Raw genomic sequence first — 13318 nt, 5'->3', positions numbered from 1 at the left:
TGCAAACCAGTCTGCAGCCTGCGCCCCCTTCACAAGTTGATTCCGAACATGCGGCAATCTGGTTGAAACGTAACGACGGTACAAATCAATTACAGTTGTGCGAAGTTACTCTGCCGAATAATTCGGAACAGGAACTCTGGCTGATCAACGATATTACCGCGCACAGGCAGAACGAACGGTTGCTGCGTTTGCTTTCCAATGCGACGAGTGGTGTCACCGGTGGTGAGTTTTATAAACGACTGGTGAAAGAGTTGGCCGAGGCGTTGAAACTGAAATGCGTGTTTCTGGTTCAGCATCGGCTTGGTGATCAGGATGCGATAAAGTGCCAGACCATTGGTGCCTGTATTGACGGTGAATTAATTGCTGATTTCGAGTACGAAATTTCCGGTTCCCCATGTGAAGATGCCATCGGACATGATTCCCTCGCTATCCACAGTGCTGTCGCGCAAAAATATCCCCAGGATCAGTTCTTAACCAGGCATCAAATTGAGTCGTATTTCAGTCTGCCCGTAATAAATCGGAAGGGGGAGGTTCAGGGGCAACTGGTTCTGCTGGGTGACCGGCCGATTTATGAGAACCTCTGCGAAATACCAGCCATTAAAAACTATACGTTTCGGGCGGCGACAGAATTAAGTCGGGAGCAGGCTGAGCAGAAATTACAGGAAAGTGAACTGCGGATCACAATGGCTGCCCGTGGTTCCGAGATGGGTTTTTGGGATTACGACCTTGTCACAGGAAAAGTCAAATATGATGACCAATGGTATTCCATGCTGGGATATGACCCGGGAGAATTTTCTGCCACATTTGAGGCCTGGGAGAAGCTGGTACACCCTGACGATTTATCATCCACGTTGAAACTGCTGGATGATTATATTGCCGGCAGAGTCACTTCGTATGAAGCCGAAATTCGGATGAAGCAAAAAGACGGTTCCTGGAAGTGGATCTTAACGCGAGGCAAGTTTTCGGCTTTCAGTCCGCAGGCTGTTCCCTTGCAACTGATTGGTACCCACCTTGATATTGATGATCTAAAACGCTCTCAACAGAATCGCCTGGAGAACGAGGCACGTTTGAGAATCATCATGGATCAGATTCCTGCCATTCTCTGGACGACGGATTGTCATAACAAATATACGTCTCTCGTCGGCGCTGGTTTGAATCAACTGGGGATTCAACCTTATGAAACAGTAGGCCGGGCGATTAATGATTTTCATCATTACCAGGATGTTTCAGAAAATATGACAGCGATGCATGAGCGGACGTTAAAGGGAGAATCGGTCCGGTTTGAGCAGCAATTGCAAAATACGATTCTGGATATTCATATTGAGCCTTTGAAGAATTCGAACGATGAAATTATCGGCTGTATCGGTCTGGCGATTGATGTGACGGCGCGCAAAAAAACGATCGAACAGTTGAATCGGCAACGAATCTTATTGCAAACCATCTTCCATTCCGTAACCGATGTGATGATTGTGACAGATCGCAGCCACAATATCGTCATGTGTAATGAATCGATTCAGATTCATTTTCGCTGTCAGGAGGCAGATCTCCTGGGGAGACCGATTCGGGAGCTGATCACCGCCGGTGATCAGTTTGACGATGAATTTCTGCGAGTCTCGTACCCGAACACCCGTGTATTGAAACCGTTCATTGTGGAATATTTAAGAGCTGATGGGTCTCAGTTTCAGGGCGAGACCATTGTGACTCCGTTACGGCGTCCTGATAGTCAGATCACAGGGTATATTCAGGTGATTCGCGATATTACCGACCGGATTCAGATTGAAGAAGAAAAAGAACAATTGCACGCTCAGATGTTGCATGCCCAGAAACTGGAGAGTCTCGGTATTCTGGCAGGTGGAGTTGCCCATGATTTCAACAATTTGCTACTGGCGATTCTGGGAAATACCAATCTGGCGATCCTGGAATTAGACGACGATTCACCGGCCATTCAGAACGTGAAAAATATTGAAATCGCTGCCCGGCACGCTGCGAAGATCTGTGAACGACTGCTGGCGTATTCCGGCAGACGGACTTATGCTTCCAGTACGTTAAATCTGAATCAGCTGATTCAGGAAACCGTCGAGATATTAAAAACCATCGTCTCTCCCAATGCGCACGTCGAACTGGATCTGTCTGCAGAAAAACTGTTGATTCACGGAGATACCGGCCAGGTGGAACAGGTTGTATTGAATTTACTGACGAATGCTTCTGAAGCAATCCAGAGCCAAAGCGAAGTGGGTCAGATCCACATTCGAACGGGAATTCTGGATCTGAAAGAAGAGGATTGCGGAAACTACTATTTTTGTGAAAATATCAATCCCGGGAAATTTGTCTTCTTTGAAATTGAGGATAACGGGATCGGGATGGATGAAGATTGCCAATTCAGAATGTTCGATCCCTTTTTTACGACCAAATTTACAGGGCGGGGACTCGGCCTGGCAGGCGTTTCCGGGATCATCCGGGGACATCATGGAGGGCTCTACGTGCAATCGGCCGTGAATTGCGGTTCCTGTTTTCGTGTGATTTTGCCCCTGGTATCCGATTCCCCAGAAGACTTAAATACTGACAGCAGTGTCGATACTTTTGTGCCTGCAGAAGCTGGTTCTGTTTTGGTAATCGATGATGACAAAGCGGTCTGCAATGTGGTGCATCACGTTTTACAGCGTTTTGGATTTTCGGTGATAGTGGCTCATTCCGGCAATGAAGGGATCGAAGTATTTGAACAGAATCGCGATTCCATCAGTGCGATTCTGCTCGATATGACAATGCCGGGACTGAGTGGTGTGGAAACTTTCAATTTGCTCAAAACCAGGGGGATTGAGGTTCCGGTGATCATGACCAGCGGTCTGAGTGAAAAGGACATCAGCAGTCAAATGCAGGAATCGGACCGGGTGCTCTTCCTGAAGAAACCCTATAAACCACAAAATTTGACTGCGATGGTCAGCAAAGCCATCTTGCGACATCATAAATCTGATAATTCATCGAGCAATCATTAATGCTGTCTGACCTATTGTAAAAAATTCTGTTTGAGTAATTCTGCATACTGATTAAAAATCAGAGCCATGATCAGAAACAGCGCTGCCACAAAATCTCCTTTCCCGAAATGATCTGCTCTGCCATGTGATCTGACAAATTCGAAAATGGCCCCGGTCGGGCAACCATAGTGGCAGTAAGCCTGGGGGACAAACACTGCAGCCAAAAGGCCGGTCACCGCGATACAAATCGAGGCAATTCCTGCGGAAGTCAGCAGGTAAGCATCAAAGGCTTCCAGTTCCGCCAGATCCACGGGGAGATCTAAAAAAATAATGCAGAGGATCAACCCCAGTAATAATCCCGGAATCCAGCGCAATGCCCTTTTGACGTCGGGTCTGATTTTCCACTTCCGTTTCGCAGGCACAATTCTTCCCAGATATTCCTGAGCAGTTCCCTGCGGGCAAATACTCTGGCAGTAGAGATTTCTCCGGGTTGTCCAGGGAACCAGTAACGCCGCCGCCGCCAGGACGACGAGGCCAGACAGTTGACGCCAGGGAATCGCATACTTCGCCCAGCCTGCAAACAGGGATTCCGCCAGCAGATCGCCGCTGAGAAATCCCAGATAGACGAACACGGTCACTTTAAAAAGATGCCGCAGCCAGTGGTAATGTTTGAGGCGGGTCAATGTGATGAGACAGGCTCCGCCGGCAACCAGAATCAGCAGCGCGTCTTTCAGATGAAACTGGAACGGTTGAACGGTCTGAGCCTTTTGCTGGGAGTGCCGAATACGATGGGTGATCGCATGCGCGATTCCCATGCTGGTCATGGTGGCCCCCGAAACGCCTTCAATCTCTCCCGATTTCAGATCCAGGTCCGCCAGTTCGTCCCACGCATACTGCTTCCACAGGTTCATGAAGTAGCGGTTATTGCGGACATCCGTGACATGCGAAGTCGTGTCACCGCTGCTGCGAATGGACAACCCTGCGATTTTTTCCGTAAACTGATCGAACACAACCAGCGTGTCGGAAGGGCCGCAATAACCAATGATTTCGTCTGAGACGGGAGAGGTGCGAATCGCATAACCGATTGTTTGTTGTCGTTGATCGAGAATGAACAGTCCCATGCGATCCGAGGGATCGACGCGCAGTGCGTGCGCTGCGGGTAGAATCGATTGGACTTCATGTAACTGCAGCGGGGACAGTCCCTGCACCCGCACGCGTACATAATAATCGCGGATCAGCCAGACGATCAGAATCAGAACCGTCAGCCGATAGATTTTCAAAGCCAGAGATCTCAGATGACTCGCCGGCCGGGGGGACGGGCGAGGCAGGGAGACTAGCGGTAACTCTGTCATCCTTCTCTCGTCGAATTAAACAAAGATCGCTTTGCTTTGGTTTATGTGAAATCTCGGAATTTATCGGTCAGAATCAGGCCGTCAGTGGTTCTGGTAAATCTGCAGCGGCGATCATTCCGCCGGCAGCACCTGAATCGCATCCGCATGCACGTTCCCGTCTACGCCGGTATTCGACATGATGACTTCAATCGGCTGATCTTTTTCAAACTGAAATGTTCCCAGCGAAACAAAACCGTTCGGTAATGGAGGTTTGATTCGCTGATTGATTTTCACGGTTTTCGTCTCCTGAGCCGAGCGAATCGTGACGGGCGTATTGGTGGCACGATTTTCATGGTGGCCGTAGGCCAGGCGGACCTCATATTTGCCTGGTTTTTCCACCTGAAACTTAAAGTGAATTTCCGCTTTCGGACCTTTACCGTGGTAAACGTAATGATTGCCGATGTAGCCTTTCAGACCTTCCCCTTTCGTCCAGGTACCAACGAACTGCACATTGTTATTTTCATCGTCGATGACCAGTCCGGGCAGGGTGGCAGGATCGATAAATGCATCGAGAACCGGTGGCAGTGGTTTGGAGTCTTTCGGAATGTAAAATTCACCCGCAATCGTATCACGGCGTTCGATGCCCTGGCGGTTCATCAACTTTTCCAGATCCTGGTAATAATCGGTGTAGACGGCGCGGGGATTACATTTCTTCTCGGTGCAGACGGCGGCCGCCTTGCCGACCACTTCGCCCATCATGCCCCCGGTTTTCATGACTCTCACGGTTCCCAATGCTTCATGCGTTACGCTGACACAGCGGCCCGCCATGAACAGGTTCGGAACGTTGCGGGAATAAAAGCAGCGATAGGGAACCGGATAACCGCGCTTGCGGTCTACGCTTCTGTCGAACACCGCCTGGGAGATGAAAGGGTCTTCCGGGTACTTTTGCATGTATTGCTTTTTGGGATAATGCAAGTCGATGGACCAGGTACTGGGAACACAGCCGTCCGGAAATTCGACTTTGTCAACGATGTCTTTTCTGCGAAGAATCACATCGCCCCGCAGCATGCGGGATTCGCGCGGTCCGCCGATATAGGCCATCCAGGTTAAGACGGCTTTCGCATGTTCGTCTTTCCCGTCTTTATTTTTCATGGCATTCCAGGCGCCATAAACGGCTCGGAAATTCCAGTCGCGCATGGACTCCAGGTCTTTGATGGGGTCTTTGTCGAAGCCGCTTTCCCAGAACCATTCGCCGTGAAAGCGTTTGGGATACGGGAAGTCTTCCATATTCAGATTGAGAGCCCAGTCGACATTCGGGAACGTTTGTGTTTTTTCGGCCTCTTTCCAGGTCCACATATTACTCATGCCCATGTGGCCTTTTTCGTGAGTATAATAGTCGGCTCCGGCCAGATAGCCGATTTCGCCATGCCCCGTGCAGTCGGCAAACAGGGTGCCCAGAAATTCGGTTTGCTTACCGGTTTTGGTATTGAAGGCCGTCACGCTTTGAATGGCGTCCCCCTCTTTTTTGACCGCGTAGGCATGTGTATTCAGGAACAGATCGATATTCTTCTCTGCTTTGACGACCGCTTCTTTGGTCGCATCGCCATACTCTTCATAAGTGCCGGGTGAAGCAGCGGCCGAGTCGGCAAATTCCGCGATGATTTCACCAATGTGAGGATATTTTCCGCGTCGAACCAGACCCTGTGCCCAGACACGCACTTCCGAACTTCCATTCCCGCCGAGGACAGGCCGGTCCTGGACCAGCGCAACTTTACAGCCCATACGCGCAGCCGAGATCGCAGCGCCCATACCTGCATAACCGCCGCCGACGACCACCAGATCATACGGTTTTGTTTTTTCGGGTTGATCGGGAAGTCCCAGCATTCCTTTGCGCCACTGATCCATCGGAGTCAGATCGTTGGGCGGATTGTAGGCCAGATCTTTGGTAAACAGAATCGCGTCGCAACGTCCTTCGAATCCGGTTAAGTCATGCAGCGCGAGTTCCATTTCCGGTTTGGTAATTTCGACCGTGCCGCCATCATGCCAGAACCACTCGGCACTTTTCGTACCGAACGTTTCGTCTAACGGTTTTCCATCAAGCTTCAGTTGAAAGCGTCCGGGAGCGCCGGGGGCTTTCCAGGGAGCGACCCAGTCTTTCGTGCGAACGAAGACATGGTATTTGCCTGTCGCAGGAAATTTGACGGTGGTTTTGGCATCAGCGACCGGTTCACCCAGTCCGTGTGCCAATAGATAAGGAGAGCCCATCAGGTTGATGAACTGTGTGTCGAGTTTCCAGCCTCCCTGCTGATCGAAACTTTCCGCTTCGACCAGGACGCCGTCGGTCGGTTTCGTCTCTGCAAAAACATCAGAGGAAAACAGGGTGATCGATAGCCCTGCAAGAAAGTATAAAATTCGGAATGTGAAACGCATGCGCCCTGACTCCTGTCTTTGATTCGCTGAGTAGATATCATCAATCTTTGAAAACGGAATGAATCCGGTGATTTCTTCAGATATGATTATAAACCCGATGTTGTATCAATTGCAAACAGGGAGATCTTTGATTTCGCGTGTGCTTCGGTTACGCAACGTTGTTAATTAACGGGCATTCTCGCCTAAAAACTGCAGTAATTGTGCATCAGAGACTGCGTCGGGATTCGTCAGGGACTTGCCTTTCAGATCTGCAGGAACCTGTGGCCTTTTGAAGCGGACATAGTCAAAACCGGCGACCAGATCGGGGCGACCGTTCTTAATCACCTGCGAATTTTGTTGCGCGGGCTGCATGCGGGAGGCGGTGCTGTAATCGGTGTAAACTGTCAAGCCGACCTGCAGCTCTTGCGGCATGTCGGTGCGGTGGTAGCGCTGATGAATATTCCAGTTTCCTTCAGGAGTTTTCTTCAACAGAATAAACTCGTTGCCGATGCGTGCAATCTGAATGATGGCAGTGGGAGTGCCGGCATCGGTGACGGCAAGAGTGGAACGGCTGTTGACTGTCGTTTTGACTTCGAATTGATATGAACCCGGCCGATTGGCGGCGCCCAGTGACAGAAAAATATAGTTTTCGCCGCCCGGTTTCCAGGTTTGCGGCGTGACCTCACGGGGCGTTCTGATCATCAGCCCTGCCAGCGAATAGTTGCTGCGCGGCGCGCCGTCGCCACCGCGTCTCGCGACTCGAATGTTTGACGTGACGACAAAATCCCCTTTGACCTGTTTATAGGCAAGAACGCCTCGGTAATCCATATACCAGGTACTGCTGAAGGGGATCATCACCATCCAGCCCGGACGCGTTTTTGCAATATCAAACTTCTCCAGTTGGTCGGCGTTTGTTTTTTCGGTCTGATGGATTCGCAGCCATTGTTTTAACGTGGCGGGATCTTCGAATTCATCACTGAGCGCGCTGATATCATTTTCAGAGGCAGCTCTGTCCTGAGCCAGTATCGTACCTGGAAAACCCCCTGTTCCTAAAAGCAAAACACTCAGACACACCAGGCAGCAAAATTTTGCAGTCAATGAAGAGAACATGGTTTTTTCTTTCTACAGAGATGCGTATGATTTGTTCAGAATTCGGTTTGCGTGAGAACGATCCCAGCGAAATCTCACAATCGATTCGTCAAGTTGTGTTAAATTGCGACAAAAATTTCGAAAAAATTTCACTTTGCCTGAAAATCCGCCTAAGCTGTTGAATCAACTGACTCTAAGGTATAATGCAGAGAGCAATTGTCAGGCGATTATTTCGGAAAGCGGCATTGAATGTCTTCGATCGAAGAGACCGTAACCCAATGGATTGATCAGTTAAAAACTGGTGATGCTCAGGCTGCGCAGAAATTGTGGGAGTCTTATTTCCTGGAAATGGTGGAAGTGGCCAGACGTAAACTGCATGGGGCGCCACGCGGGATGGCGGACGAAGAAGATGTGGCGTTGAGCGCGTTTAAAAGTTTCTGTCTGGGAGCGCAGAACGGTCGATTCTCCCAGATCACAGATCGGGAAAATTTGTGGCCTTTGCTGGTCGCCATTACCTCTCACAAATCGGTCGATTTGATTCGCAATGAAAATCGGCAAAAACGGGGGGGAACCGGTAAAAGTAATGGTACTTCCGAGGGACATAAACGCACGTCCGTTCCTGTGGATTTTGAAGAAATCATTCAACAGCAACCTTCGCCTGAATTCGCAGTCCAGTTAGCGGAAGAACTGGAACGTCTGCTGGATTTATTGGATAAAACCGGCGATTCCACGTTAAGACAGGTTGCATTGGGGAAAATGGAAGGTGAAACTACAACTGAAATTGCGCAGAATATCGGTTGCGCCCGCCGTACGGTGGAACGGAAACTTCAGTTGATCACTCGTCTGTGGCAAGAGGATGGCAATTTGTGAAATCTCGAAACGAAACAGATTTCGAACAGCTGCCTTCAGACTTGATGCTGATCGTCAATCAGCTCTGCGATCAGTTTGAATCGGAGTTGAGACAGGGAGCGCTTCCCTCGATCTCTGCGTATCTGGATGATGTTGCTCTGGAATATCGCGATGTGGTTCTGAAAGAGTTGATTCCACTCGAAGTCGAACATCTCAGCCGGCACGGCAGGCAGCCGGAATCGAGCGATTATCTCAGCCAGTTTCCCGTGCTGGATCAGGAGTGGCTGTCTGCGATCATAGGGACCGCACTTGCCGAGACGAAAACGGCAGCGGCCCGGAGCAAACATAACGTCGCTCAGAACACTCGGCGTACACTGTCGCTGGATGGATTTGTCACACGACTCACCGGGACGGGCATCCTTGCACAGCGAGAATTGACCGAGTGGCTGCAGGGGCTCGACGAAAGCCAGCGCGCCCAGTCAGCAGTTGCCCTCGCGGAACAACTCGTTCAGGCGGGGAAACTGACCCGCTATCAGGCGGATGCGCTTACCTCCGGTGAAGATCTTCCACTGCAGTTCGGGGACTATCTCATTCAGGAACCGATCGGATCGGGAGGCATGGGGACCGTTTACAAAGCCATCCATCAGCGCATGAAACGCATTGTGGCATTGAAAGTGATCCGGACCGACATGGAGCATGTGCCCGACCGGCTGAAGCGGTTCGAAAGAGAAGTGCAGACGGCGGCCCGGCTTTCGCATCCGAATATCGTGACTGCGTATGACGCGGGCGAAGAACAGGGCATTCATTATCTGATCTGTGAGTATATCGATGGCGAAAGCCTGACGCAGCTGGTTCGCGATTCAGGGCCGCTTGATTTTGCGGATGCGTTGAATTGTATTTTGCAGGTCGCGCGTGGTTTAGCGTATGCCCACAGCAGGGGAGTCATTCATCGCGATATCAAACCGGCGAACATTCTGGTCGATGATCAAGGCGATCTCAAAATTCTGGACATGGGGCTGGCCCGTTTGCAGCAGGCATCGGGAGACTTGCTGGCAACCGATGCCGATACGCAATTGACGACGAGCCAGTTTTTTATGGGGACCATCGATTATATGGCCCCCGAACAGGCCCGGAACACGCGGCATGCCGATCATCGTTCTGACATTTACAGTCTAGGCTGCACGCTTCATTTTCTGTTAACCGCACAACCCGTCTACGGTGGATGAACCACTGTCGAACGCATTCTGGCACACAAGGAACTGTCGATTCCTCGGCTCTCCGCGCTTGGTCAGCAGATCCCGATTGACTTCGATCGCATTTTTGAAAAGATGCTGGCCAAAGACCCCGCTGACCGCTACGAATCGGTAACGGAACTGATCAGCGACCTGGAACAATTCAGCGCGGATCATTTACCGGATCAGACTTTGACTCTGCCGGTGGGACCAGGGCAAACGCGAAATCCGGCTCAAGAAAATTGGGCCAGTGCACCGACGGAAGTACAACCGGTCGGTGCGGAATTCACCGTGATGGCTGCCACCGATCTGCAGGGAAACCGGAAAAGCGGTCCGGCAAACAGTCGGGGACTGATCTGGGCAGGCATTTCCTGTGCGGCCGCGATTCTGATTGGCGTCCTCTTCTGGAACGGCTCCGATCAGAATCTGAAGTCCGCGAGTTCTGATGGTGCCGAACAGAACAACATTCCGATTCCCGCTCAGGTCAATTCTTCGGAAGCGAAACAAAGTCAGGCAGAGTATGCGCAGAAAATGCAGCTGCCTGTGAGTGAGAGTGTGACCCTCGATATCCAGGGGGATGATTCGCAACTGGAACTGATGTTGATCCCGCCGGGAGAATTTGTGATGGGAGACCAAGCCCAGTCACAAACCGCCGCGGATGCGCCCGCGCATCGGGTGAAACTCACGAGACCGTATTACATCAGTTCGACCGAAATCACGAATCAGCTCTTTCGCAGTTTTGTCAATGAAACAAAGTATGAAACGGACGCCGAACGCACGGGCGGCTTTGGCATGGCAGGCGGCGGCTGGGGAAAATCGCCCGATTTTTCCTGGAAGAACCTGGGAGATTTGCCGGTGCGTGATCAAGCGCCTGCTGTGAATATCAGTTGGAACGACGCGGCGGCATACTGCAACTGGCTCTCGAAAAAAACGGGAGACGTTTACCGACTGCCGACCGAAGCGGAATGGGAATACGCGTGTCGCGCGGGCAGTTCGACGGCCTGGTTTTTTGGTCCTCAAGCGGATGACATGGAAAACTATGCCTGGTTCCTGAACAATTCGCAAGGCAGGGTCTACCCGACAAAACAGAAACGTCCCAACGCCTACGGGCTCTACGACATGTATGGCAACGAATGGGAGTGGTGCCAGGATTTCTATGATGAGAACTACTACACTCAGTCTCCCTCAGAAAATCCCACCGGCCCGAAACAGGGGAGCGAACGCGTACAGCGCGGCGGCGGTTTCCAGCAGAGTGAAGATCAGCTTACTTCTTATCAGCGCGGGCATGGAACTCCTCAATCCCCGTCGCGCGGTGCCTTTCGCATTGTGCGCGAAGTGAAAATCAACTGAGCGTTTTTTCGCTACTCCAACGAAAAATCCTGCCGCGGTTCGAGCGGATTTTTTTATGGACTCAGCGAATTGTCAGTGAATCTCGCTCGGAAGAGACGGTGATTTAAGCGACCGTTTTACCATAGTATTTAGTTAAATGTGCCCGGTAAGTTTGCATCAGCTCCGGAACTTCTGCAGACGAACATTTTCCTGATTCAACGAGACAGTCGGCCAGCGCGTTGAGGGTCTCTGCCTGCAGTTTCTCTTCAAATACCAGCATCAGGCGGCGTTCGACGAGATCGCCCAGCGTCTCCACCCATTCGTGCTGAATGGTCCACAGGATATATTTGCGGGGAAGAAATGTGCCCGCCAGCAGCTCGGTCGAGAAGTCGGGGAGCGAATCGAGAATTTCTTCGAGTTGTGTGCCCTGCAGACTCCAGAGCGCCTGAATACTTTCCAGGGGGAGCTGATATTTCTGTCGCAGACGCTCCTGTTCTGCTTTCAGGATATCGTTGGTCTGCGGGTAATGTTCTGCGCCGGGGATCAATCGTGTTTTCGAGGTCGAGAAATAACTCTTACCAAGTTTCTTCAGAATGCGATCCGTGACTTTTTCCGCAAAAGCGCGCCACGACGTTAATTTTCCGCCGACCAGCGTCACGATCCAGCCGGAAGGCCCTTCATATTCTTTGATCGAATGATCGCGGGAGATCGAGGCGGCTTTGCCGGCCGGCTGATACGGTAACGGACGCACGCCGCTGTAATGAAAATTGATGTCAGCGGTTGTCATCTCGACCTGCGGAAAGACCATGTTGGCCATGCCCACCAGATATTCGAGTTCTTCGGGACTGGCGGTGACGTCCAGCGGATTGCCTTCGACGCGGACATCGGTCGTGCCGATGAGTGTGCTGTTTCCGAACGGCAGGATAAAAACGAGTCTGCCGTCGCTGGCTTCGGAATAGATGGCCTGTGCGCCGAGTGCCTCGCGGAGTTTCTGATGGAAGGTAATGATGTGGCTCCCTTTGGTCCCCCCCATTAAACGCGGGGACGAAATGCCGACCTGCTTAAGCGTGAGATCGCCACAGGCACCGGAGGCGTTAACGATCACCGTCGGTTCGAATTCCTCCTGAATCTGATCAGGGGCATGCGCTGCAGAAAGGATGGCTGTGCGGTCTTTCAATTGGAGTTGGTGATACGTGTAGAGATCGAATGGCAAGTTTTTTTCGTCGGCAATCTTGCGACAGTCGTGTAACAGCGAAACCACGAAACGTTCGGGAAACCGCATCTGCGCATCGGAGTAACAGGCCATCCAGCGAAATTTGTCGGCATTAATCTGGGGCAGACCCCGCTCGCCTACATTGTGAACCGAATGACGGGGGAGATTTCCCTTCGCAGCGAACCAGTCGTAAAGCGTCAGCCCCATATCGACAAGATACAGGCCGCGCTCGGAAGAAAACGAAAAACGGGTCGAGAGCCAGTGGGCGCCGGGGACGCGGAAACCGCTCAGAAAACGGAGTCCGGAAGAGGTAACTCCCGTTGCCCGGTGTGCCAGGGGAATGGCGAACCGGAGCGGTTTCACCAGATGCGGCGCGAGATTCAGCAGGATGCCTCGCTCGTGTACCGATTCTTTTACCAGCGAAAAGTCGCCGTATTCAAGGTATCTCAGACCGCCATGAATCAGGCGCGAGGATTTGGAGGTTGCTCCCAGCGAGAGATCCCCCTGATCGACGATGCAGACGGGGATGTTGTTCAAAAGTAACTCGCGCGCAATGGCCACTCCGTTGATGCCTGCGCCGAGGATTAACGCCCGCTGAGTTTGTTTCATTGAGAATTCCGATATAAATAATTCTGCTGCGGGCCCATTACGATGGGGGCTTAAACTCCATTAACAGCCGATGTTCGTGGGGGCGATAATAGCCTTCAATCCGGGTTCTGATCTGAAAACCGAAACTTTCATACAGCCGGACCGCAGGCGTATTTTCCGGGTTGACCGTGAGTAATACAACTTCATTCGCGGTCTGTAACGCCTGTTTCATCAGAGCCGATCCGATTCCCGCTCCCCGAAAATCGGGGTGAACCATGATCTTATGCAAAAATGTTTCCCCGCTGC

9 protein-coding genes are annotated in these 13318 nt (G+C 51.5%); 4 read left to right on the top strand and 5 right to left on the bottom strand.

Annotated features, from left to right (window positions below):
• Nucleotides 1-2993, top strand: a 2993-nt coding sequence (locus Q0294_RS18025) for a PAS domain S-box protein (RefSeq protein WP_299468224.1), incomplete at its 5' end; no start/stop codon positions are given.
• 11 nt (nt 2994-3004) lie between these two features.
• Here Q0294_RS18025 and Q0294_RS18020 read toward each other — a convergent pair.
• The 3 genes from Q0294_RS18020 to Q0294_RS18010 form a co-directional block, all read right to left on the bottom strand.
• Nucleotides 3005-4324 (bottom strand): FMN-binding protein, encoded by a 1320-nt coding sequence (locus tag Q0294_RS18020; protein ID WP_299468222.1) that lies wholly within the window; start codon nt 4322-4324, stop codon nt 3005-3007.
• Nucleotides 4325-4435: 111 nt separating this feature from the next.
• Complete coding sequence (locus tag Q0294_RS18015) at nt 4436-6733, bottom strand: FAD-dependent oxidoreductase (protein ID WP_299468220.1); 2298 nt, start codon at nt 6731-6733, stop codon at nt 4436-4438.
• A gap of 165 nt (nt 6734-6898) precedes the next feature.
• On the bottom strand, nt 6899-7822 hold the full coding sequence (locus tag Q0294_RS18010; RefSeq protein ID WP_299468217.1) for a hypothetical protein: 924 nt from the start codon (nt 7820-7822) through the stop codon (nt 6899-6901).
• Nucleotides 7823-8050: 228 nt separating this feature from the next.
• Here Q0294_RS18010 and Q0294_RS18005 point away from each other — a divergent pair, with 228 nt between their 5' ends.
• From Q0294_RS18005 to Q0294_RS17995, 3 genes are all read left to right on the top strand, one after another.
• Nucleotides 8051-8671 (top strand): ECF-type sigma factor, encoded by a 621-nt coding sequence (locus tag Q0294_RS18005; RefSeq protein WP_299468215.1) that lies wholly within the window; start codon nt 8051-8053, stop codon nt 8669-8671.
• A complete protein-coding gene (locus Q0294_RS18000) occupies nt 8668-9876 on the top strand; it encodes a serine/threonine-protein kinase (RefSeq protein WP_299468213.1) in 1209 nt (402 codons plus the stop codon). The genes Q0294_RS18005 and Q0294_RS18000 overlap by 4 nt, the downstream gene beginning before the upstream one ends.
• A 102-nt stretch (nt 9877-9978) precedes the next feature.
• Nucleotides 9979-11232, top strand: coding sequence for an SUMF1/EgtB/PvdO family nonheme iron enzyme (locus Q0294_RS17995; RefSeq protein WP_299468211.1), 1254 nt, complete (start codon nt 9979-9981; stop codon nt 11230-11232).
• Between the two features lie 103 nt (nt 11233-11335).
• On the opposite strand, the gene Q0294_RS17990 is transcribed toward Q0294_RS17995, so the two are convergent.
• Together Q0294_RS17990 and Q0294_RS17985 are read right to left on the bottom strand one after the other, a co-directional pair.
• Complete coding sequence (locus Q0294_RS17990; RefSeq protein ID WP_299468210.1) at nt 11336-13033, bottom strand: glycerol-3-phosphate dehydrogenase/oxidase; 1698 nt, start codon at nt 13031-13033, stop codon at nt 11336-11338.
• A 37-nt stretch (nt 13034-13070) separates the two neighbouring features.
• Nucleotides 13071-13318, bottom strand: a 248-nt coding sequence (locus Q0294_RS17985) for an N-acetyltransferase (protein ID WP_299468208.1), incomplete at its 5' end; no start/stop codon positions are given.

The sequence above is a fragment of the uncultured Gimesia sp. genome, from assembly GCF_937919775.1.
Taxonomy (GTDB): domain Bacteria; phylum Planctomycetota; class Planctomycetia; order Planctomycetales; family Planctomycetaceae; genus Gimesia.
Note: the sequence above shows the minus strand (reverse complement) of the source record. Positions and strands in the feature narration are given on the sequence as shown.

Excerpts from the sequence above, each read along its gene's own strand:
- Q0294_RS18010 (WP_299468217.1), bottom strand. The coding sequence starts at position 7,822 with ATGTTCTCTTCATTGACTGCAAAATTTTGCTGCCTGGTGTGTCTGAGT.
- Q0294_RS17990 (WP_299468210.1), bottom strand. The coding sequence starts at position 13,033 with ATGAAACAAACTCAGCGGGCGTTAATCCTCGGCGCAGGCATCAACGGA.
- Q0294_RS17995 (WP_299468211.1), top strand. The coding sequence starts at position 9,979 with ATGCTGGCCAAAGACCCCGCTGACCGCTACGAATCGGTAACGGAACTG.
- Q0294_RS18005 (WP_299468215.1), top strand. The coding sequence starts at position 8,051 with ATGTCTTCGATCGAAGAGACCGTAACCCAATGGATTGATCAGTTAAAA.
- Q0294_RS18015 (WP_299468220.1), bottom strand. The coding sequence starts at position 6,733 with ATGCGTTTCACATTCCGAATTTTATACTTTCTTGCAGGGCTATCGATC.
- Q0294_RS18020 (WP_299468222.1), bottom strand. The coding sequence starts at position 4,324 with ATGACAGAGTTACCGCTAGTCTCCCTGCCTCGCCCGTCCCCCCGGCCG.